The organism is Nocardioides aequoreus (assembly GCF_000720335.1).
GTDB classification, from domain to species: Bacteria; Actinomycetota; Actinomycetes; order Propionibacteriales; family Nocardioidaceae; genus Marmoricola; species Marmoricola aequoreus.
Map to the genome: position 1 here is coordinate 161,712 of NZ_JOJN01000001.1, position 20,909 is coordinate 182,620.

At 74.0% G+C, this 20,909-nt stretch carries 20 protein-coding genes and 2 tRNA genes; 4 read left to right on the forward strand and 18 right to left on the reverse strand.

The features are described from left to right. Window positions 1-51: 51 nt before the first annotated feature. Window positions 52-654, reverse strand: coding sequence for a 3-isopropylmalate dehydratase small subunit (gene leuD, locus IG63_RS0100740; protein WP_030482468.1), 603 nt, complete (start codon window positions 652-654; stop codon window positions 52-54). 1 nt (window position 655) lies between these two features. Next, window positions 656-2,110 carry a 3-isopropylmalate dehydratase large subunit gene (gene leuC / locus IG63_RS0100745; protein WP_051706000.1) on the reverse strand — a complete coding sequence of 485 codons (1,455 nt, stop codon included), beginning with the start codon at window positions 2,108-2,110 and terminating at the stop codon, window positions 656-658. A gap of 185 nt (window positions 2,111-2,295) precedes the next feature. On the opposite strand from leuC, the gene IG63_RS0100750 reads away from it, so the two are divergent. Next, window positions 2,296-3,021 carry an IclR family transcriptional regulator gene (locus IG63_RS0100750; RefSeq protein WP_030482470.1) on the forward strand — a complete coding sequence of 242 codons (726 nt, stop codon included), beginning with the start codon at window positions 2,296-2,298 and terminating at the stop codon, window positions 3,019-3,021. A gap of 278 nt (window positions 3,022-3,299) precedes the next feature. Here the strand turns inward: IG63_RS0100750 and IG63_RS0100755 are convergent, their stop codons facing one another. The 9 genes from IG63_RS0100755 to IG63_RS0100795 form a co-directional block, all read right to left on the reverse strand. Then, entirely contained in the window at window positions 3,300-3,815 is a 516-nt protein-coding gene (locus IG63_RS0100755) for a methylated-DNA--[protein]-cysteine S-methyltransferase (RefSeq protein ID WP_245604213.1), read from the reverse strand. Beyond that, window positions 3,812-5,347: an AlkA N-terminal domain-containing protein gene (locus IG63_RS0100760; protein WP_245604216.1), complete on the reverse strand. Its 1,536-nt coding sequence runs from the start codon at window positions 5,345-5,347 to the stop codon at window positions 3,812-3,814. The genes IG63_RS0100755 and IG63_RS0100760 overlap by 4 nt, the downstream gene beginning before the upstream one ends. 91 nt (window positions 5,348-5,438) lie before the next feature. Next, window positions 5,439-6,809 carry a wax ester/triacylglycerol synthase family O-acyltransferase gene (locus tag IG63_RS0100765; RefSeq protein ID WP_030482473.1) on the reverse strand — a complete coding sequence of 457 codons (1,371 nt, stop codon included), beginning with the start codon at window positions 6,807-6,809 and terminating at the stop codon, window positions 5,439-5,441. Between the two features lie 215 nt (window positions 6,810-7,024). Then, window positions 7,025-7,097: transfer RNA gene (locus tag IG63_RS0100770), tRNA-Glu, on the reverse strand. Window positions 7,098-7,164: 67 nt separating this feature from the next. Next, a tRNA-Gln gene (locus IG63_RS0100775) sits at window positions 7,165-7,236 on the reverse strand. 113 nt (window positions 7,237-7,349) lie between these two features. Next, window positions 7,350-8,504 carry a CPBP family intramembrane glutamic endopeptidase gene (locus tag IG63_RS23755; protein ID WP_051706001.1) on the reverse strand — a complete coding sequence of 385 codons (1,155 nt, stop codon included), beginning with the start codon at window positions 8,502-8,504 and terminating at the stop codon, window positions 7,350-7,352. After that, complete coding sequence (gene gltX, locus IG63_RS0100785; protein WP_036194115.1) at window positions 8,501-10,000, reverse strand: glutamate--tRNA ligase; 1,500 nt, start codon at window positions 9,998-10,000, stop codon at window positions 8,501-8,503. Before gltX ends, IG63_RS23755 begins: the two co-directional genes overlap by 4 nt. Beyond that, window positions 9,993-10,793 carry a fumarylacetoacetate hydrolase family protein gene (locus tag IG63_RS0100790; protein WP_030482476.1) on the reverse strand — a complete coding sequence of 267 codons (801 nt, stop codon included), beginning with the start codon at window positions 10,791-10,793 and terminating at the stop codon, window positions 9,993-9,995. The genes gltX and IG63_RS0100790 overlap by 8 nt, the downstream gene beginning before the upstream one ends. 82 nt (window positions 10,794-10,875) lie before the next feature. Then, window positions 10,876-11,586 carry a lysophospholipid acyltransferase family protein gene (locus tag IG63_RS0100795; protein ID WP_030482477.1) on the reverse strand — a complete coding sequence of 237 codons (711 nt, stop codon included), beginning with the start codon at window positions 11,584-11,586 and terminating at the stop codon, window positions 10,876-10,878. A gap of 94 nt (window positions 11,587-11,680) precedes the next feature. Here IG63_RS0100795 and IG63_RS0100800 point away from each other — a divergent pair, with 94 nt between their 5' ends. Both IG63_RS0100800 and IG63_RS0100805 read left to right on the forward strand, forming a co-directional pair. Next, on the forward strand, window positions 11,681-12,082 hold the full coding sequence (locus tag IG63_RS0100800) for an MmcQ/YjbR family DNA-binding protein (RefSeq protein WP_211249157.1): 402 nt from the start codon (window positions 11,681-11,683) through the stop codon (window positions 12,080-12,082). Between the two features lie 11 nt (window positions 12,083-12,093). After that, window positions 12,094-12,966, forward strand: coding sequence for a glycosyltransferase family protein (locus IG63_RS0100805; protein ID WP_030482479.1), 873 nt, complete (start codon window positions 12,094-12,096; stop codon window positions 12,964-12,966). Here the strand turns inward: IG63_RS0100805 and IG63_RS0100810 are convergent. Beyond that, window positions 12,929-13,342, reverse strand: coding sequence for a pyridoxamine 5'-phosphate oxidase family protein (locus IG63_RS0100810; protein ID WP_051706002.1), 414 nt, complete (start codon window positions 13,340-13,342; stop codon window positions 12,929-12,931). The two genes, IG63_RS0100805 and IG63_RS0100810, sit on opposite strands and share 38 nt — an antisense overlap. A 45-nt stretch (window positions 13,343-13,387) precedes the next feature. Then, window positions 13,388-13,807: a hypothetical protein gene (locus IG63_RS0100815; RefSeq protein WP_157209962.1), complete on the reverse strand. Its 420-nt coding sequence runs from the start codon at window positions 13,805-13,807 to the stop codon at window positions 13,388-13,390. A 110-nt stretch (window positions 13,808-13,917) separates the two neighbouring features. Here IG63_RS0100815 and IG63_RS0100820 point away from each other — a divergent pair, with 110 nt between their 5' ends. After that, window positions 13,918-15,126: a YibE/F family protein gene (locus IG63_RS0100820; RefSeq protein ID WP_084596453.1), complete on the forward strand. Its 1,209-nt coding sequence runs from the start codon at window positions 13,918-13,920 to the stop codon at window positions 15,124-15,126. Here IG63_RS0100820 and IG63_RS0100825 read toward each other — a convergent pair. From IG63_RS0100825 to IG63_RS23155, 5 genes are all read right to left on the reverse strand, one after another. Beyond that, on the reverse strand, window positions 15,093-15,362 hold the full coding sequence (locus IG63_RS0100825) for a DUF2087 domain-containing protein (RefSeq protein WP_030482483.1): 270 nt from the start codon (window positions 15,360-15,362) through the stop codon (window positions 15,093-15,095). The genes IG63_RS0100820 and IG63_RS0100825 overlap by 34 nt on opposite strands. A 24-nt stretch (window positions 15,363-15,386) precedes the next feature. After that, window positions 15,387-16,778 carry an amidase gene (locus IG63_RS0100830; RefSeq protein WP_030482484.1) on the reverse strand — a complete coding sequence of 464 codons (1,392 nt, stop codon included), beginning with the start codon at window positions 16,776-16,778 and terminating at the stop codon, window positions 15,387-15,389. Continuing rightward, on the reverse strand, window positions 16,775-18,154 hold the full coding sequence (locus IG63_RS0100835; protein WP_030482485.1) for a TrpB-like pyridoxal phosphate-dependent enzyme: 1,380 nt from the start codon (window positions 18,152-18,154) through the stop codon (window positions 16,775-16,777). The genes IG63_RS0100830 and IG63_RS0100835 overlap by 4 nt, the downstream gene beginning before the upstream one ends. Window positions 18,155-18,205: 51 nt before the next feature. Beyond that, the gene (gene cimA, locus IG63_RS0100840; RefSeq protein WP_030482486.1) at window positions 18,206-19,786 is read right to left on the reverse strand and encodes a citramalate synthase; all 1,581 of its coding nucleotides are present in this window, start codon (window positions 19,784-19,786) and stop codon (window positions 18,206-18,208) included. Window positions 19,787-19,962: 176 nt separating this feature from the next. Next, complete coding sequence (locus IG63_RS23155) at window positions 19,963-20,826, reverse strand: matrixin family metalloprotease (RefSeq protein WP_211249158.1); 864 nt, start codon at window positions 20,824-20,826, stop codon at window positions 19,963-19,965. Window positions 20,827-20,909: the final 83 nt, after the last annotated feature.

A 20,909-nucleotide genomic window follows, 5' to 3' on the forward strand; every position in this document is an offset into this window, starting at 1 on the left:
ACGGCGGCCACGCGTGTCGGGACACGCAATTGCCGTGCCCGACCGGTCGGGTCAGTGCAGCGTGACCGGCTTGTACGACGGGCGCGCGGCCTCGAAGGCGTCGATGTCGTCGGCGTGCGAGAGCGTGATCCCGATGTCGTCGAGTCCCTCGAGCAGCCGCCAGCGGGTGTAGTCGTCGATGTCGAAGGAGTCCTCGACCGCGTCGGGACCCTCACCGGCACGCACGGTGCGCGACTCCAGGTCGACCGTCACCGTCGTGCCGGGCTCGGCCTCCAGCAGGTCCCACAGCCGCTGCACGACCTTCTCGTCGACCTGTGCCGCCACCAGCCCGGCCTTGCCGGAGTTGCCGCGGAAGATGTCGGCGAAGCGCGGCGAGACCACGGCCCGGAAGCCGTAGTTCTGCAGCGCCCACACGGCGTGCTCGCGCGAGGAGCCGGTGCCGAAGTCGGGACCGGCCACCAGCACCGAGCCGGCGGCGTACGGCTCGCGGTTGAGCACGAAGCCGGGGTCGTTGCGCCAGGCGGCGAAGAGCCCGTCCTCGAAGCCCGTGCGGGTGACGCGCTTGAGGTAGGACGCCGGGATGATCTGGTCGGTGTCGACGTTGCTGCGGCGCAGCGGGACGCCGATGCCGGTGTGCTGGGTGAACTTCTCCATCTCAGACCTCCTCGCCCGAGGCGACGGGCTCCAAGTCGGCGGGGCTCGACAGGGTCCCGCGCACCGCGGTCGCGGCCGCGACCGGCACGGACACCAGGTGGGTGCGCCCGCCCTTGCCCTGGCGACCCTCGAAGTTGCGGTTGGACGTCGAGGCGCTGCGCTCGCCCGGCGCGAGCTGGTCGGGGTTCATGCCCAGGCACATCGAGCACCCGGCGCCCCGCCACTCCGCGCCCGCCTCCTTGAAGACGACGTCGAGACCCTCGTCCTCCGCCTGCAGCCGGACCCGCGCCGAGCCCGGGACGACGAGCAGGCGCGTGTCGGCGGCCACGGTGCGGCCGCGCAGCACCTCCGCGGCGAGCCGAAGGTCCTCGATGCGGCCGTTGGTGCACGAGCCGACGAAGACGGTGTCGACGGAGATCTCGCGCATCGGCGTGCCGGCCTCGAGCGCCATGTACTCCAGGGCCTTCTCGGCGGCGACGCGGTCGTCGGCGTCCTCGAGGTCGGCGGGGTCGGGGACCGCGCCGCCCAGCGGCACGCCCTGCCCGGGGTTGGTGCCCCAGGTGACGAAGGGCGTCATGGTCGAGGCGTCGAGCACGATCTCCTTGTCGAAGGTCGCGTCGGCGTCGGTGCGCAGCGAGCGCCAGTGCTCGACGGCGGCGTCCCAGTCGGCGCCCTTCGGCGCCTCGGGACGGCCCTCGATGTAGTCGAAGGTGGTCTGGTCGGGAGCGATCATCCCGGCCTTCGCGCCCCACTCGATCGACATGTTGCAGATCGTCATGCGGCCCTCCATCGAGAGCTCCTCGATCGCCGGGCCGCGGTACTCCACGACGTACCCCTGTCCGCCACCGGTGCCGGTGTGCGCGATCAGCGTGAGCACGAGGTCCTTGGCGGTGACGCCGTCGGGCAGCGAGCCGTTGACCGTGACGGCCATCGTCTTGGGCCGGCTCTGCGGGAGCGTCTGCGTGGCGAGCACGTGCTCCACCTCGGAGGTCCCGATCCCGAAGGCGAGCGCGCCGAAGGCGCCGTGCGTGGAGGTGTGGCTGTCGCCGCAGACGATCGTCATGCCCGGCTGGGTGAGCCCGAGCTGCGGACCGATGATGTGCACGATCCCCTGCTCCTTGTCGCCCAGGGGGTGCAGCCGCACGCCGAACTCCTCGGCGTTGCGACGCAGCGTCTCGACCTGGGTGCGCGAGACCGGGTCGGCGATGGGCTTGTCCCAGTCGACGGTCGGCACGTTGTGGTCCTCGGTCGCCACCGTGAGGTCCGGACGGCGTACCCGGCGGCCGGCGAGGCGCAGGCCGTCGAAGGCCTGCGGCGAGGTGACCTCGTGGATCAGGTGCAGGTCGATGTACAGCAGGTCCGGCTCGCCGTCGGCGCGGCGCACCACGTGCTCCTCCCACACCTTCTCGGCCAGCGTCCGGGCGCGGTAGATTTCAACTTCTTGCTCTTCGGGCATGACTTCTTCCCCACCATCGTCGTTCCACATGCTGAACACTTCGCGGTCCACGGACGTATCCCCCGTGACCACGCAAGTGGCGACCGGGTCGAGACCACGGCCCACCTGCAGCGTGCGACATCGCAGCGCAGCGTGCAGAATCACCCTACGTTGTATCCCGACATACGAGACGGCAGTATTGAGATATGGACAACTCCAGTGGAGTAGGGGTCCTCGACAAGGCGGCCCTCGTGCTGACCGCCCTCGAGTCGGGCCCCGCCACCCTCGCCGGTCTCGTCGCCGGCACCGGCCTCGCCCGCCCGACCGCCCACCGCCTCGCCGTCGCCCTGGAGCACCACCGCCTGGTGGCGCGCGACATGCAGGGCCGCTTCGTCCTGGGTCCCCGCCTGGGCGAGCTCTCCGCAGCCGCCGGCGAGGACCGTCTCCTCGCCACGGCCGGCCCCGTGCTCGCCCGGCTGCGCGACATCACCGGCGAGTCGGCGCAGCTGTGGCGGCGCCAGGGTGACGCCCGCGTCTGCGTGGCCGCCGCCGAGCGCCCGAGCGGGCTGCGCGACACGATCCCCGTCGGCTCGCAGCTGACGATGCGCGCCGGCTCGGCGGCCCAGGTGCTGCTCGCGTGGGAGGACCCCGAGCGGATGCACCGCGGCCTCCAGCACGCCGCCTTCTCCGCCACCGCCCTGGCCGGCATCCGCCGCCGCGGCTGGGCGCAGTCGGTGGGCGAGCGCGAGCAGGGCGTCGCCTCGGTCTCCGCCCCCGTGCGCTCCCCCAGCGGCAAGATCATCGCCGCGGTCTCCGTGAGCGGCCCGCTCGAGCGACTCACCCGGCAGCCCGGCCGGATGCACGCCCCCGCCGTGCTCGCCGCCGCCGAGCGGCTCTCGGAGTCGCTGCGCCGCGCCGCCGCCGACGCCTGACCTCGCCGTACGTCGCGTGGTGGCGGGCGCTCCATGTAACGCGGTGTTGTGGCATGTGAACACGTGTCGTGGGTCGGCGTGTCGCGCCGCAACCCCGCACCAGTGGCCACGTGGCCTGGGGCGCGGCCCGGCACGCCCTGGGGTGGCGCCGTACGCATGTAGCGCGGTGCTGTGGCGTCGTGGCGCGCGCACAGGCCTTGTCCACATGCCATAACACCGCGTTACATGGGCCCGGCCGCACGCGCCGCTCCCGTGGGCGGGCTCGTGGACGGAGCCGGCTAGAAGAGCGCGCGCTGCTCCAGGTCGAGCAGGACGCGCTTGCGCTCGAGGCCGCCGGCGTAGCCGGTGAGGGTGCCGTCGGCGCCGATGACGCGGTGGCAGGGCACCACGATCGGGATCGGGTTGCGGCCGTTGGCCAGGCCGACCGCACGCGACGCGGCGTTGGTCAGGCCGAGGGCGCGGGCGACCTCGCCGTACGACGCGGTCTCGCCGTAGCCGATGCGGCGCAGCTGCGCCCACACCCGGTGCTGGAACTCGGTGCCGGTGGGTGAGAGCGGCAGGTCGAAGTGCTCGAGGTCGCGGTCGAAGTAGGCCCGGAGCTGACGCACCGCCTCGGCCAGGACCGGCGCGTCGTCGACCCGCTCCCCCAGCGGCTCGCCCGCGGGCGACGCGCCGTAGGGGTGGAACTGGATGCCGGTGAGAGCGCCGCCGCGGCTCGTCAGGCGCAGCGGTCCGACGGGGCTGTCGACCTCGGTCCAGCAGCGCTCGGTGGTGGTCGTCGTGGGCAGGCTCACGGGTGGCTCCTCACGGGGTGGGGCGCAGGATCGGGTTGGGGCGCGGGCATCCGGTCGAGCACGACCGACCAGAGCCGCATCAGGGCGTAGGAGCGCCAGGGGCGCCAGGAGGCGACGCGCTCGTCGGTGAGCTCGAGGCCGAGCTCGCGGGCGGCGTTGCGCACGCCGATGTCGGTGGGCAGGAAGGCGTCGGGGTCGCCGAGCGCGCGCATCGCGAGGTAGTCGGCCGTCCAGGGACCGATGCCGCGGCAGGCGAGCAGCCGAGCCCGGACCTCCGCCACGGAGGCGCTGCCGTCGAGTGGCACCTCGCCGTCGCGCAGCGCGGCCCCCAGGCCCACGAGCGCGCGGGCACGGGCCCGCGGCATCCGCAGCACCTCGGGGTCCTCTGGGTCGAGCCCGGCGAGCACGGCCGAGGTGGGGAAGAGCCGGGTGACGCCGTGGTCGCCCTCGAGCGCGAGGGGCTCGCCCCAGGCCTCGACGAGCCGGGCGGTGGCGGTGCGGGCCGAGGCGAGCGAGACCTGCTGCCCGAGCACCGTCTGCACCGCCGCGGCCTCGGGGTCGAGCTGCCCCGGCACCCGCAGCCCCGGCCGCGCACGCGTGAGCGGGGCGAGCACCGGGTCGTGGGCGAGCGCGGCGTCGACCACGACCGGGTCGCAGTCGGCGTCGAGCAGCCGGCGGGCGCGCTGCGCGGCCGGCGCCAGGTCGCGCACGTCACCGAGGACGAGCCGGCACGGCACCGTGCCGGGCGTGCTGCCGGAGAGGTCGAGCCGCACCACCGCCGGACCGTGCGGGAGCCGCACCGCCCGCTCGTAGGACCAGCCGTCGACGGCCTCCAGCCCCGGCACGGCGTGCACCGCCAGGAAGTGGTGCAGGTCGCGTGCCGCGAAGGGCTCGCGCACGGCCAGACGCACCTGGAGCGTGCCGGGGGTCGCCGGCGCCGAGCGGCCCTCCGCGCGACGGCGCAGCTCGCGCGGGGTGGTGGCGTAGACCTCGCGCACGGTGTCGTTGAACTGCCGCAGGCTGGCGAAGCCCGCGGCGTGGGCGACGTCGGCGAAGCGGAGCCCGGTGCCCTCGATCAGCGTGCGCGCCGCCTGCGCGCGCCGCGACCGGGCCAGGGCGAGCGGGCCGGCGCCGTACTCGGCGGTGAGCAGGCGGTGCAGCTGGCGCTCGGAGTAGCCCAGCCTCCCGGCGAGCCCGGGCACGCCCTCCCGCTCGACGACCCCGTCGTCGATCAGCGCGAGGGCCCGGCCGGCGGCGTCGGAGGCGACGTCCCACCGCGGGCTCCCCGGGGTGGCGTCGGGCAGGCACCGCAGGCACGCCCGGAAGCCAGCCTGCTGCGCCGCCGCGGCGGAGCGGTAGAAGGCGACGTTGTGACGACGCGGGGTGATCGCGGGGCACGACGGACGGCAGTAGATGCCGGTGGTCCGGACGGCGGTGTAGAAGACGCCGTCGAAGCGGCGGTCGCGCCCGCTCACCGCGCGGTAGCGCGCCTCAAACACCTCGGCGTCGTGCCGCTCGACCGTCTCGCTCACCAGGCCAGCCTGCCACCCGCCACCGACGACCTCTCGCGGGAATCGGACACGCACCTCACGCACGGCCCGAGGGCACGACGGCCCGCGGCGGTCACCGGCGTCCGGCCGCCTCCAGCGCCTGCGTCAGCTCGGCGATCTCGGCGTGGAAGGCGGCCAGCACGTGGTCGGGGTCCGGGATCACGGCGGTGTCGGTCTTGAAGCCGATCCGCACGGTGCCGTCGTAGGTGAAGATGCACGTGCCGAGGGTCTGGTCGCCCGAGCCCGGCACCCAGCCCAGCAGGCTCGTGATGCGGGTGCCGGCGAGGTAACGCGGCTCCCGTGGGCCCGGGACGTTGGTGGTGACGCCGCTCGCCTTGCCGGCGAAGAAGGTCACCAGGAGGCGGCTCAGGCGACGCCCGAGGCGGCCGATGCCCTGGATCATCGCGAAGGTGATGACCGGCTCCGGGGAGCGCTTGATCCGGTCCATCCTGCGCTTGGTCTCCTCCAGCCGCTCCACCGCTCCGGCGAGCCCGGAGGGCAGCAGCAGGAGCACGAGGGCGAAGCGGTTGCCGAGCTCCCGGGGAAGCGGCAGGTGCCCGGGGCGCAGGTTGACCGGGATCATCGTCGGGACGTCGACCGCGCGCTCGCCCCGCTCGACCTGGTAGCGCTCCAGGGCCCCGGCGAGAGCGGAGACCAGGACGTCGTTGACGGTCGCGCCGGCGCCCTTGGCGATGTCCTTGACCAGCTGCAGGTCGATCGGGTCGGACCAGACGGCCCGCTTGTGCGCCCCGGCGTCACCGGCCACCGCCGACGGGGGGTTGCGCGTGAGCAGCAGCTTGCCGAGCACGCCGACCCCGCTGAGCCCGGTCCTGACCGCGGCGCGGGTCGACGCCCAGACGCGCGCCGGCCGGAGGGCGCTCGAGACCTCGGGGGCAGCCCGCCTGGCCGCCTCCACGAGGTGACCGACGCCGTGCGGCCGCGCCACGCCGGCGTCCGCACCGTGCTCGTCGGTGTCGGGGGCGGGGTCCGTGAGCGAGAGCAGCACCCGGGTCAGGGCGATGCCGTCGGCCAGGGCGTGGTGCAGCCGCACGTAGATCGCCGAGCCCTCGTCGAGCCCCTCCACGAGGTGGATCTCCCAGAGCGGGCGGTCACGCGGCAGCGGGGTGGCGAGGAAGCCCCCGACGTACGCCTGCAGCGCGGCCGCGTCGCCCGGCGCCGGGAGCCGCACCTCGCGCACGTGGTCGGCGAAGTCGAAGTCGGGGACGTCGCGCCAGCGCATCCTCGTGCCGCGCCGACCGACGGCGACCGGGCGGCGCGAGAAGACGGGGTAGGCCTCGACCAGCCGCCGCTGCACCACGCGGTCGAGGCGGGCCCGGTCGATCGGCCCCTCGAGGAACATGACGCACTCGATGACCATCAGGTTCTGGACCCGGTCCATGGTCAGCCAGATGGCGTCGACCGGGTTGACGCGATGGTCCCTCACCGAGCGAGCCTGTCACGCGGCACCAAGCCGGTGGTGTCCCCCGAGAACGCCGCAGGCCCCAGCCCGATGGGCTGGGGCCTGCTTGACGTACCCCCGACGGGATTCGAACTCGCGCTACCGCCTTCCGAGCCCGACCAGCACAGCGGCGGCGTGCTAGGCCCCGGACCCGGAGAACGCCGCAGGCCCCAGCCCGGTGGGCTGGGGCCTGCTTGACGTACCCCCGACGGGATTCGAACCCGCGCTACCGCCTTGAGAGGGCGGCGTGCTAGGCCACTACACAACGGGGGCCTGAGCCGACGGAGACTCTAGCGGCGCGGAGAGCCTGCCTCCAAATCGCTGACGGTCTCGTCACTCGCTGGGGTACTAGGACTCGAACCTAGACTAACTGGACCAGAACCAGTCGGGCTGCCAATTACCCCATACCCCATGGGTGCGCTCGCCTGGTGGAGTCGGGTCCTGCTGGACCACCGGGCGAACCGAGGGACAAAGATACACATCGGCGCTCGCGCCCACCAATCGAGGCCTGCCCCGTGAGAAGCCTCACGTCGCGGCCGGTCCGGCGCCCACCTGAGGGGGCGCCGTACGCCGCTGCACGTGCATCGCCCGCGCCACGACGAGCACCAGCGCGAGGTAGGTGGAGTGCTGCACGACGGTCACCGGGATCCGCCACCAGGAGACCTCCGAGATCGTCAGGGCCTGGTCCATCTGGCCGAAGGCGATCGCGAGGCCGAAGGCGACCAGGTTGTTGACCACGTGCATGCCGATGGCGGCCTCGAGGCCGCCGAGCAGGATCACGCTGACCGCGGCGATGACGCCGAAGGCGAAGCGGTCGAAGAAGAGCGGGAAGTTCTGGGAGCCGTGCGCGAAGGCGAAGCCGGTCGAGGTGACCACGACGGCGATCGCCTGGGCGACGCGCTGCGCGGCGGCCTCCGGCAGGCCGAGCCGGCGTCCGATGCCGTGCGAGAGCGCCGAGAAGGCCTGCAGCAGGTAGGCGCGGAAGCCGTACTCCTCACCCACTGCCTGCAGCGGCGTGGTCAGCAGGACGACCACGAGCAGCGCGACCGTCTGACCGGTCCACGGCGCCAGCTCGGCACCGGGGCCGCCGGTCTCCTCGAGCCCGGCGGGCAGCACCGCGGCCACCAGCACCGAGAGGAAGAGGCAGGGCACCGCGAGCCCGACGCAGGCCCACAGCAGCCGCCAGCGCAGGAAGGGCTGCACCGAGGCCAGCCAGCGCGGCCGCATGCCGTGCAGCAGCCGGATCGTGCCCCACGAGAGCGGGATCAGCGCGGCGAGCCCGAGGTTGACGTAGAGCAGCAGCGACGGCGTCAGCGACTCCATCGTCATCGCGTCGAGCACCCGGTCGACGTAGGCGCCGTCACCGCCCTCGAAGGCCGCCCCCACCAGCAGCACGGGCAGCAGCAGCACCTGGGCCGCGAGCACCCCGACGACCAGCAGCAGGATGCCGAGCAGCGGCCGCCACCAGGCGTAGGTGTGGGTGCGGAGCATCGCGTCGTACGAGCGGGGCTCGGGGTGCGGGTGGGCCGGCCGCGCCGGCGCCGGTGGTCCGCCGGGGTAGGGGCCGGCGTACGGGCCCGGCTGCTGCCCGTACGGCGACCCGTACGGCGCCCCCTGGGGCGGTGGGTGCTGCTGCCCGTACGGCGGCGGGTACGGCGGCGGGTACGGCGGCTGGCTCACGGGGTCACCGCGGGACGCGGGGCGCCGTCGAGGCGGCGCAGCGACTCCTCCCGACCGAGCAGCTCGAGGGACTCAAAAAGCGGTGGCGAGACCTGGCGGCCGGTGACGGCCACCCGCACCGGGCCGAAGGCGAGCCGCGGCTTGAGCCCGCGCTCCTCCACGAGCGCGGTGCGCAGCGCCTCCTCGATCGAGGCGGTGGTCCAGGTGTCGAGCGCGGCCAGCGCCTCGCGCGCGGCGTCGACGACCTCGCGCCCCTCACCGCCGAGCTGCTTGGCGACCGCGGCCTCGTCGTAGTCCACCTCGTCGGCGAAGAGGAAGCCGAGCATCGGCGCGGCCTCGGTGAGCTTGTTCATCCGCTCGTGCACCAGCGGCATGGCGGCGGCGAGCAGCTCGGCCTGCTGCGGGGTCACGGGGTCGTCGAGCACCCCCGCGGCCTGGAGGTACGGCGTCGCCCGGGCGGTCATCTCCTCCAGCGTGAGCATCCGCATGTGAGAGGCGTTGATGGCCTCGGCCTTCTTGAGGTCGAAGCGGGCGGGGTTGGGGTTGACCCGGCGCACGTCGAAGGCCTCGACCATCTCGCCGAGGGTGAAGACGTCGCGGTCCTCGGCGATGGCCCAGCCCAGCAGGGCGAGGTAGTTGAGCAGCCCCTCGGGCAGGAAGCCGTCGTCGCGGTAGCCGAAGAGGTGGGCCTGCGGGTCGCGCTTGGAGAGCTTCTTGCTCCCCTCCCCCAGGACGAAGGGCAGGTGGCCGAACTCGGGCACCGCCTCGGAGATGCCCAGGTCGACCAGGGCGCGGTGCAGCGGGATCTGGCGGGGGGTGCTGGAGAGCAGGTCCTCGCCGCGCAGCACGTGGGTGATGCGCATCAGGGCGTCGTCGACCGGGTTGACCAGCGTGTAGAGCGGGTCGCCGTTGGCACGGCAGAGCGCGAAGTCGGGCACGTGCTCGGTCTCGAAGGTGACCTCGCCTCGCACCAGGTCCTGCCAGGTGACGCTGCCGTCGGGCATCCGGAAGCGCACGACCGGCAGCCGGCCCTCGCTCTCGAAGGCCGCCCGCTGCTCGGCCGAGAGCTCGCGGCAGAAGCCGTCGTAGCCCATCACCTTCGAGCCGCTGGCCTTGCGTCGCGCGTCGACCTCGTCGGTGGTGCAGAAGCAGTCGTAGGTGTACGACGAGTCGGCCAGCCGGCCGAGCACGTCGCGGTAGAGGTCGCTGCGCTCGGACTGCAGGTAGGGACCGTGCTCGCCGCCGACCTCGGGTCCCTCGTCCCAGTCGAGGCCGAGCCAGCGCATCGCGCCGAGCATCGACTCGTAGGACTCCTGGGTGCTGCGCGCCTTGTCGGTGTCCTCGATGCGGAAGACGAAGGTGCCGCCGTGGTGCCGCGCGAAGGCCCAGTTGTAGAGCGCGGTGCGGGCGAAGCCGACGTGGGGCGACCCGGTCGGCGAGGGGCAGAAGCGCACGCGCACGTCGCTGCCGGTGGGGCTCGTCGCGACGTCAGTCACGGGCCACCACCGTGTTGGTCAGGTTGCCGATGCCCTCGACGAAGACCTCGACCTCGTCGCCGACCGCCATCGGGCCGACCCCCTCGGGGGTGCCGGTGAGGATCACGTCGCCCGGCAGCAGCGTCATCACGCTGCTGACGTGGGCGATCAGCGTGGGCACGTCGAAGATCAGCTGCGAGGTGCGGCCGTCCTGCACCGTCTCGCCGTTGAGGAAGGTGCGCACCGCCAGGTCGCTGATGTCGAGCTCGGTCTCGATCCACGGCCCGAGCGGGCAGAAGGTGTCGAAGCCCTTGGCGCGGGTGAACTGGCCGTCCTTCTTCTGCAGGTCGCGCGCCGTCACGTCGTTGCCCACGGTGTAGCCGTAGACCACGTCGGCCCAGCGCTCCTTGGGCACGTCGCGGCAGATCCGGCCGATCACGACGGCGAGCTCGCCCTCGAAGTCGACCCGCTCGCTCTGCTCGGGGTGCACGACGCGGTCGCCGGGCCCGACCACCGAGGTGTTGGGCTTGAGGAACATCAGCGGCTCCGTCGGCACCTCGTTGCCGAGCTCCGCGGCGTGGGCCGCGTAGTTGCGCCCGATGCCGACCACCTTGCTCCGTGGCAGCACCGGCGCCAGCAGGCGCACCGCGCTCAGCGGCACCTGCTGGTCGGTCGGCGAGATGCCGACGTGCAGCGGGTCGCCCGCGAGCACCGTCACCACCGCGTCGTCGTCCGGCTGCCCGAATTCGTCGAGCTCGCCGCTGACCACTCCGTAGACGGGGTCGTCGCCCGTCGTGAACCTCGCGATTCTCACCAGGTGAGCCTAACGACCGTGCTCCGACCACCCACCCCCTGTGCGGGTGGTCGGAGCACGGGGGCTCTCGCGGGGCGGCCGCTCAGGCGGCCGCCCGCTCCTCGTCGTGGGGTTCCTCGTCCCGGGGTCGGGGGCCGCGCAGCTCGACCAGCAGGTCGGTGACGGCGGCCATGATCTGGTCGGTCGCGCGGCGTACGTCGTCGCGGTCGTCGGGGTCGCCGACGAGGTGCAGCGGCTCACCGACCAGCACCTCGACACGGGGCCGGGTCAGCAGAGCCGGCAGCAGCCGGCGCCAGCCCCGCGGCGTCCAGGCCGGGTAGAGCTCCTGGGCACCCCACTGGGCCACGGGCACCACCGGCACGCCGGCCTGCAGCGCCAGCCTGGCCGCGCCCGTCTTGCCGGGCATCGGCCACTGCGCGCCGCGCGAGACCCCGCCCTCGGGGTAGACCATCAGCAGCCGCCCGCGGCGCAGCGCGTCGGCGGCCGGCGCCAGGGCCTCCCGCGCGGAGGCCGTGCCACGGGCGACGGGGATGAAGCCGAGCCGGCGCAGCACCGCGCCGAGCAGCGGTGCACGGAAGAGACCGGCCGTCGCCATCCCCCGAGGGCGACGGCCGGTCCTCCAGAGCGACTCCCCCAGCACCAGGGGGTCCACCACCGAGATGTGGTTGCAGACCACCAGCGCGCCGCCCGTGCTCGGCACGTGCTCCAGCCCACGGACCCGTCGCCGGGAGACGAGACCGAGGAGGACGCCGACCGCCGAGACCAGCGCCCAGAAGAGGAGTCGTGCTCGCATGGGTAGACCCTGGCGGGACGGCGCGGTCGGCGTGATCCGTGCAGGTACTCAGTCGCGTACTCAGCTGTCGGACCCCGTGCCTAGGTTGAGCGACGTGGTGCGAGGCCGTCCCGAGCCCGACCCGGCGTACGTCGCCCGGGTCGGCTCGCTCGCGCTGCGGCTGCCCGCGGCCGTCGAGGAGGACGCGTGGACCGGCGTGCGCTGGCGGGTGCGCGGGCGCACCTTCGCCCACGTCGTGGCGCTGCACCACGCTGACGCCGCCGAGCGGCTCGGCGTCACCGACGGCGCCACGGTGAGCGTGGTGAGCCTGCGCAGCGTCGGCGACGAGCGGGCGGCCCTCGCCGCGATCGGCGCGCCGTACCTCACCTCGTGGAGCGAGGAGATGGTCAGCGTGGTGCTCGACGGTGCCACCGACTGGGAGGAGGTCGCGGAGCTGGTGACCGAGAGCTACCGGCTGCTGGCGCCGGCGTCGCTGGTGCGGCGGCTCGAGACGTAGATTGGTCGGCCGTGGAGTGGCTGACGCAGGAGGAGTGGCAGGCGCGTGCCGACGCGCACGCCGTCCGCGTCGACCGCTGGGTGCAGCCGCACCTCGAGCGCCGGCGGCGCGGCGAGCGGCACCCGGTGCACGACTTCCTCTTCACCTACTACAGCCAGCGGCCGGCGGCACTGCGCCGCTGGCACCCGGGCCTCGGGGTCGCCCTCGAGGGCGCGCCGGTGGCCAAGGACTACGTCGCCGTGGCGGGCGGCGCCACGCCCGACCCCGGCCTGCTCGAGGCCCGCGCGGTCCTGCTCACGGCGACCCACCGGTTGCTGGTCGCCACCGCCGGCCGGCCGCCGACGCTGGGCTGCTTCGGCCTGCACGAGTGGGCGATGGTCCACCGGCTCGGCGAGGAGGAGCTGCGGCACCGCTGGCCGCTGCGGCTGGGAGCGGGCGGCACCGACGCCGTCGTGGAGCGCCACCGCATCGGCTGCTCGCACTTCGACGCCTTCCGCTTCTTCACCGACGCCGCGCGCCCCCTCAACGTCCTGACGCCCGGGCGCGACGACCGGGCGGCGTTCGAGCAGCCGGGGTGCCTCCACGCCGGCATGGACCTCTACAAGCACGCCTTCCGGCTGAGCCCGCTGGTGCCGAGCGAGCTGGTGGCCGACTGCTTCGAGCTGGCCTGGGAGATCCGTGAGCTCGACATGCGCGCGTCGCCCTACGACTTCGCCGACCTCGGCTTCGCGCCGGTGCGCATCGAGACCCCCGAGGGGAAGCAGCAGTACGCCGCGGCGCAGCGCGACTTCGCCGAGCGCGGGGCGCCGTTGCGGCAGCGGCTGGTGGAGCAGTGCGAGCGGCTGCTCAGTGCCTCCCCCGCAGGTGAAACCACCGTCCGCTGACCTCGCTCGGCACGAGCTCGACGACCTCCTCGAGGTCCCGGCCGAGCCAGCCCGCCGCGGCGCCGTCGAGGCGGTGGCGCTCCAGCTCCTCCAGCCGGTGGAGCCGCCCCCGCACGACCACCGACCACGCCGTCGCGACGTCGATCCAGTCGATCTCGAAGGCCACCTCGGACTCCAGCGCCGCGGCGAGCAGCTTGCCGCCCGCGGTCGTGCGGAAGAGCAGCGCGTCGTCGACGACCACGACGTTGATGGGCACGAGGTGCACCTCGTCGACCAGGCGGTAGGCCAGCCGCCCGACCTCGGCCTCCCGCAGCCGCTCCCAGCACTCCTCGTCGGTCATCGGACCGCTGGGGTGGTCGAGGTGCAGGGTGTCCATGCCCTGACGCTAGGCCGCGAGCGACCAGGCGTCGGCGGCCGCGGGTCATCCCGAGGTGGGACCTTCGACCCTGACGCGCAGCGGCTCGCTGCTCGGGGCGTCGGTCACGAGCCGCGCCGGGCCGGGACGGACGTCGTCGGGCAGCACCACGCTCCAGCGGACGTCGTGGTCCGGCCCGGCGTCCGCGGCACCGAGGGGCCACGACCGTCCCGACTGCTCCAGCACGAGCTCGACGTCGCGCAGCGGCACCACCTGCTCGCGCTCCTCGCAGCCGAAGGTGTCGACGCCCCCGGTGTCGTCGCACCCCTCGCGGAAGGCGCGCCCCTCCACGGTCACCTCGGCCCCTCGGAGCACCGTGGGACGCGCCTCGGGAGCCCCGTCCCCGTAGCGGTCGCCGGCCAGGCGCAGCTGCGGGGCGATGCACCCGGCGGTGGCCGGGCCGGGCAGACCCAGGGGCAGGCTCACCGTCGCCACCGCGAGGGCGACCGCAGCGAGCCGTGTCGGAGTGCGCACACCCGTGGGACGCGCCGGACGCCGCACCGGTTCCGGCCGGCCGGGCGGCTAGCGTGCCAGCGATGAGCCACAGCCACCTCACCGACGCCGACGCCCGCGACGTGCCCGTGAAGCCCCTGGCCGTCGTGGTGCTGCTCGCCGGCCTGGCGCTCGGGGCCGTCGCGACGCTGGTGGGGCTGGTGCAGCTGTGGCCCTCCGGCGACCCGCTGCCCCGGGACGCCGCGGCGGCGTACGCCGCGCCGGGGGTGACCTTCCACGACGCGGAGGTGGACGAGGTCGGGCCCGCCTGCGAGAGCGTGGAGGCGAGCGGTGGCGCCTGCGGCGGCGTCACCGCGACCGTGCTCGACGGCGCCGACGAGGGCGACGCGGTGGAGCTGCAGGTGCCACCACAGGTCAGCGAGTCGGGGCTGCGGGCCGGCGACCGGGTCGAGGTGATGCGGCTGCCGACGCCCGAGGGCGACGCCTCGCGGTACACCTTCTTCAGCGTCCAGCGCGACGCCCCCCTGGCGCTGCTGGCCGGCATCTTCGTGGTGCTGGTGGCGGCCGTGGCGCGGCTGCGCGGCGTGCTCGCGCTGGTGGGCCTCGGCGTCGGCGCCTTCGTGCTGATCCGCTTCATGCTCCCGGCGCTGCTGGAGGGCAGCGACGGCCTGCTCGTGGGCGCGGTCGGCTCGGCGGCGATCATGTACGTCGTCCTCTACCTGGCCCACGGCCCCTCCGTGCGCACCAGCTCGGCCCTCGCCGGCACGCTCCTCGGCGTCGCCGTGACGGCCGCGATCGGAGTGGTCGCGATCGACCGGACCCGGATGACCGGCATCTCCGACGACACCGGCGGCATCCTCGCGGCCTTCGCCACCGAGCTCGACTTCCAGGGCCTGCTGATGTGCGCGGTCATCGTCGCCGGCCTCGGCGTGCTCAACGACGTCACCATCACCCAGGCCTCGGCGGTGTGGGAGCTGCGCGCCGCCGGCCCGAGGCTCCCCCGGCGCGAGCTCTACCGCAGCGCGATGCGCATCGGGCGCGACCACATCGCCTCGACCATCTACACCATCGTCTTCGCCTACGCCGGCGCCGCGCTGCTGACGCTGATGCTGCTCTACTTCTACGGCCGCCCGATGCTCTCGGTGCTCTCCACCGAGGACATCGCGACCGAGGTGCTGCGCATCCTGACCTCCGGCATCGGGCTGGTGCTCGCCGTGCCGATCACCACCGCGATCGCGGCGCTCACGGTCGCCGGGCCTCAGGTCTCGACCGAGCCGCCCGACCTCCAGTAGACGCCGCCCTCGCGGGTCAGGAAGCCCTCGTCGACCAGGCTGCGCCGCAGCAGCGCGTGGTCCTCGTGGTAGCCCGAGAGCACCTCGACGACCTGCGGCTCGGGGTAGCGGACGCCGGGCTCGAACTCCTGGGCCAGGTGGTCGAGCACCACCAGCAGCTTGCTGCGCTTGGTCGGCACCACGACCAGGCGCCCGTCGCGGACGAAGCGGGCGAGGACGTCGGCGCCGTCGGTCATCGCCTCAGGGTAGGCCGCCGGGCGTCAGCAGCCGGGCGGCACGCGGTCGCGCCAGGGGGTGGGGGCGGCGGCCTCGAGCTGGGCGGAGAGCGAGAGCAGCAGGGCCTCCTCGCCGGGGCGCGCGGCGAGCATGACACCGACGGGCAGGCCGTCGGGCGTCTGGTGCACCGGCAACGAGACGGCGGGGCTGCCCGTGACGTTCCACGTCGAGGTGTACGGCGTGAAGCGCTTCTGCGCCTCGAAGTCGGCCTCCGGGTCGGCGTCGTCGCGGATCGCGCCGACCGGCAGCGGCGGGGAGGCGAGGGTCGGCGTCAGGACCGCGTCGTACGCCGCCACGGCCGCGAGCGCGCGGGCGGCGACCCGGCGCAGCTCGCCGACGGCGAGGGCGAAGTCGGGGGCGCCGACGGCCGCACCCCGATCGGCGAGCCACCGCGTGAGCGGGCGCAGCAGCGGCAGCGCCTCCGCCGGCAGCGGGGCGACCGACTGGGCGGTCAGCACCGCCCAGCAGGTCTCGAAGACGGGCACGGCCGAGCGCTCGAGCGGCGGGGCGACGTCGACGACCTCGTGGCCGAGCTCCTCGAGCTGCCGGCTGGTGTGCTCGTAGGCGGCCAGGCACTCGGGGTCCACCTCGGTGTCGGCGATCACCGGGGTGCTGAAGCGGGCGATCCGGAGCCGTCCGGGCTCGCGGTCGCAGGCCGCCAGGAAGGGCGCCGCCTCCTCGGGCGCCCAGAAGGGGTCGCCGACCGCGCGGCCGGCCATCGCGTCGAGCAGCGCCGCGGCGTCGCGGACGGTCCGCGCGAGCGGGCCCTGCACCCCGAGGCCGACGACGTCGCCGTACATCGGGGCGCCGGAGACGCGGCCGCGGGTGGGCTTGAGCCCGACCAGCCCGCAGCAGCTCGCCGGGATCCTGATGGAGCCGCCGCCGTCGGAGCCGTGGGCGAGCGGCACCAGCCGGGCCGCGACGGCCGCGGCCGCGCCGCCGCTCGAGCCGCCCGCCATCCGGGTGGTGTCGTAGGGCGTCACCGCCGGGGGCAGTCCCTCGGGCTCGGTGTAGCAGGGCGAGCCGAGCTCGGGCGTGCTGGTCTTGCCGAGGCTGACGAGCCCGGCACGCTCGAGGCGCAGCACCACCTCGTCGCTGACCTCCGGCACGTGGCCGGCGAAGACGGGCGAGCCGAAGCCCGTGGGCACCCCCGCGGTCTGCGCGAGGTCCTTCAGCGCGGTCGGCACGCCCGCCAGGGGTCCGTCGCCGCCGGGCCGGGCGGCGCGCGCCCGGTCGGCGGTGACGGTGACGAAGGCGCCGTACGGCTCGCCCTCGATGCGGGCGAGGTGGTGCTCGACCAGCTCGGCGGTGGAGGTCTCCCCCGCCCGGATCGCCGCGCCCTGCTCGAGCCCGGTCAGCTCGTGGAGCTCCGTCATGCCAGCTGCGGCAGCCTGGTGAGGGCCTGGGCCACGGCGGCCTGCAGCTCGGAGTCGTCCCACGAGGTGTCGGTGACCGAGCCCTCGAGGTAGGCGGCGTACGCCGGCAGGTCGAGGTGCCCGTGGCCGCACAGCGCGGTGAGGATGACCTTGTCCTCGCCGGTCTCGCGGCAGCGGATCGCCTCCTCGACCGCGGCGGCCAGCGCGTGGGTGGGCTCGGGGGCCGGCACGATGCCCTCGGTGCGGGCGAAGAGCACCCCGGCGGCGAAGCACTCCGTCTGCTGCTTGGCCACGGCCTCGATCTCGTCGGTCTCGTAGAGGTGGCTGATCAGCGGGCTCATGCCGTGGTAGCGCAGCCCCCCGGAGTGGATCGGGTCGGGCACGAAGTCGTGGCCGAGCGTGTGCATCTTCATCAGCGGCGTCATGCCGGCGGTGTCGCCGAAGTCGTAGGCGTAGGTGCCCTGCGTCAGGGAGGGGCAGGCTGACGGCTCGACGGCGCGGACCACGGGGTCCATCCGGCCGGCCCACCGCTCCCGGAGGAAGGGGAACATCAGCCCGCCGAAGTTGGAGCCGCCCCCGGTGCAGCCGACGAGCAGGTCGGGTGTCTCGCCGACCTTGGCCAGCTGCAGCAGCGCCTCCTCGCCGATGATGGTCTGGTGCAGCAGCACGTGGTTGAGCACGCTGCCCAGCGCGTAGTTGACCGTCGGGTCCTGGGCCGCGACCTCGACCGCCTCGCTGATCGCGATGCCGAGGGAGCCGGTGGAGTCCGGGTCGGCGGCCAGGATCGCGCGGCCGGCCTCGGTGAGGTCCGAGGGGCTCGGGTGCACCGTGCCGCCGAAGGTCTCGATCATCATCTTGCGGTAGGGCTTCTGGTCGTAGGACGCCCGCACCTGCCAGATCTCGCACTCCATGTCGTACTGCGCGCAGGCGAAGGCCAGCGACGTGCCCCACTGCCCCGCCCCGGTCTCGGTGGTGAGCTTCGAGATGCCGGCCTGCTTGTTGTAGTAGGCCTGCGGCACCGCGGTGTTGGGCTTGTGCGAGCCGGCCGGCGAGACGCCCTCGTACTTGTAGTAGATCCGCGCGGGCGTCTGCAGCGCGGCCTCGAGGCGGTGGGCCCGGAAGAGCGGGCTGGGCCGCCAGAGCCGGTAGACGTCGAGCACCTCGGGCGGGATGTCGACGTACTGCGCGGTCGAGACCTCCTGCTCGATCAGCGCCATCGGGAAGAGCGGCGCCAGGTCCTCCGGGCCGACGGGCTGGCCGGTGCCGGGGTGCAGCACGGGCGGCGGCGGGGTCGGCAGGTCGTGCAGCACGTTGTACCAGCGCGTCGGCAGCTCGCTCTCCTCGAGCAGGATCTTGTGCTGCTTCACCTCGGGCATGGGCGCTCCTCGCGGGGTCGGGTCAGGAGGTGAGGCTAGCGCCGCCCGGGACTACGCGTCGTGGCGTCGCAGCCCGAAGGTGAGACCGTCGATCAGCGCCATCCAGGAGGCCTCGATGACGTTGGCGCCGACGCCGACGGTGACCCAGGAGCCCTCCCCGTCGCTGGTCTCGATCAGCACCCGGGTGATGGCGTCGGTGCCGTGCCCCTGGTCGAGGATGCGGACCTTGTAGTCGATCAGCTCGAACTTCACGATCTCGGGGTAGAGCTGGCTGATCGCCTGGCGCAGCGCGCCGTCGAGCGCGTTGACCGGGCCGTTGCCCTCGGCGGTCAGCACGATCCGGGCGCCGCCGGCGCGCAGCTTGACCGTCGCCTCCGAGACGGCCTCGGCGCCCGGGAGCGTCTCGGTGATGACCCGCCAGCTCTCCACGTCGACGTACGAGGGGCGCGCGCCCTCCACCTCCTCGACGAGCAGCAGCTCGAACGACGCGTCGGCGGCCTCGAAGGTCCAGCCCCGCGACTCCAGGTCCTTGACCCGCGCGGTGACGCGCGAGACCAGCTCGCCGTCGAGCTCGAAGCCGAGCTCGCGGCCCTTGAGCTCGATGGAGGCGCGACCGGCCATGTCGGAGACGAGCAGCCTCATGTCGTTGCCGACGCCCTCGGGGTCCATGTGCTGGTAGAGGTCGGGGTCGACCTTGATCGCGCTGGCGTGCAGGCCGGCCTTGTGGGCGAAGGCCGAGGTGCCGACGTAGGGCTGGCGCGAGGCCGGCGGGACGTTCGTGACCTCGGCGACCGCGTGCGCGACCCGGGTGGCCTCGCGGAGCAGTCCGCTGGGCAGCACCCGGCGGTCGAGCTTGAGCTCGAGGTTGGCCACGACGCTGACGAGGTCGGCGTTGCCGGTGCGCTCGCCGTAGCCGTTGAGGGTGCCCTGCACGTGGCTGGCGCCGGCGTCGACGGCGGCCAGGGTGTTGGCGACCGCGCAGCCGGTGTCGTTGTGGCAGTGGATGCCGACGCGCACCCCGGTCGTGGCCACCACGTCGTGGACCACCTCGGAGACCCAGCCCGGCAGCATCCCGCCGTTGGTGTCGCAGAGCGCGGCGACCTCGGCCCCGGCCTCGAAGGCGGTGCGCAGCACCTCCAGGGCGTAGTCGCGGTTGTCGCGGTAGCCGTCGAAGAAGTGCTCCGCGTCGAGGAAGACCCGCTGTCCCTCGGCGGTGAGGTGGGCGACGGTGTCGCGCACCATCGCCAGGTTCTCCTCCAGGGTGGTGCGCAGCGCCAGCGCCACGTGGCGGTCGTGCGACTTGGCCACCAGCGTCACGACGCCCGCGCCGGAGTCGCGCAGCGCGGCCACCAGGGGGTCGTCGGCGGCGGGTACGCCGGCGCGACGCGTCGCCCCGAAGGCCGCGAGCTGCGCGTGCTGCAGCTGCAGCTCCTCGCGGGCCCGGCGGAAGAACTCGGTGTCCTTGGGGTTCGACCCCGGCCACCCGCCCTCGATGAAGCCGACGCCCAGCCCGTCGATGTGACGGGCGATGGCGAGCTTGTCGGCGACGGTGAGGTTGAGGCCCTCCTGCTGGGCGCCGTCGCGCAGCGTCGTGTCGTAGACGTGGAACTGGTCCGCGGGCGTGGCGGTCATCTCCGGTCCTCCGGTCGGTGCGGGCGTCGTGCGTGCAACAAAAAAGCCTCCCGTGGGGACGAGAGGCGGCGCGACGGGCGGGTGCTCGTCGCGCTAGGGAATGGTGGGCTCCTGCGGCACGGCGTCGAGTCTGCCACGAATGTCCGCATGGTGGTACGCGTGTCTCACGCCGCCGCTCAGGCGCCGACGGTGCAGCGGCCCTCCCGGGCCGCGCTGGCCGTGCCGCCGTACGCCCGCACGGCCAGCGCGGCCGCGTCGGGCGTGATCACGTCGCAGCGGTAGTGCTCGGGGTCGGCCATGTCGTAGATGCCGCACCCGACGATGTCCATCATCGTGCTCATCAGGCCGCAGGAGGCGCTGATGTGGTCGAGGCCGAGCACGTGGCCGAGCTCGTGGGTCAGCACGCCCATCACCTCGACCCGGTAGTACGGGTCCTGGGCGTCGAGGCCGGCGTACCGGTCGCTGAGCCGGACGAAGGCACCGCTGGTGCGCCCGACGGTCGCGAGGCCGGACGAGGGGCCGATGTCGTCGAGCGAGACGGTCAGCTGCGCCTGGTCCCGCCGGCTCACCTCGACCAGCGTGAGGTCGGCACCCGAGGCGTTCCACTGCGAGACCGCGGTGCGCAGGCTCCAGTCCCACGCCTCGGGCAGGCCGTCGTAGTAGCGGATCGTGCCGCCGGTCCACGTGGGGTCGGCCGCGAGCGCGGCGGGCTGCTTGCGGGCCGCGGCGCGCTTCTTGGCCGCCGCGCGCTTCTTCGCGGCAGCGCGCTTCTTGGCGACGGCGCGCTTCTTGGCCAGCACCCGCTTCTTCATCGCCGCCCGCTTGGCCTTCGGAGAGGTCCGCGCCGAGGTCTGCACGGCGGACGCGCCCGCGCCACCGACCGCAGCGACCGGGGCCGCGGGGGCGACCGGGGCCGACGCGGGTGCCGCCGGAGCCGGGACCGGCGCCTCGGCCAGGGGCCCCAGCAGCATCGCCGCGACGGCCGCGAGGGCGACGACGGCGAGGCGCCGCGAGGACGCGGCGGGGCGGGCGGTGGGCACGTCCAGATCGTCCACGCCCGGGTGATTCCGTGCGACCTGATGGGGTGCGACCGGGTTGTCCGCACTAGACCGGTGGGGCGACT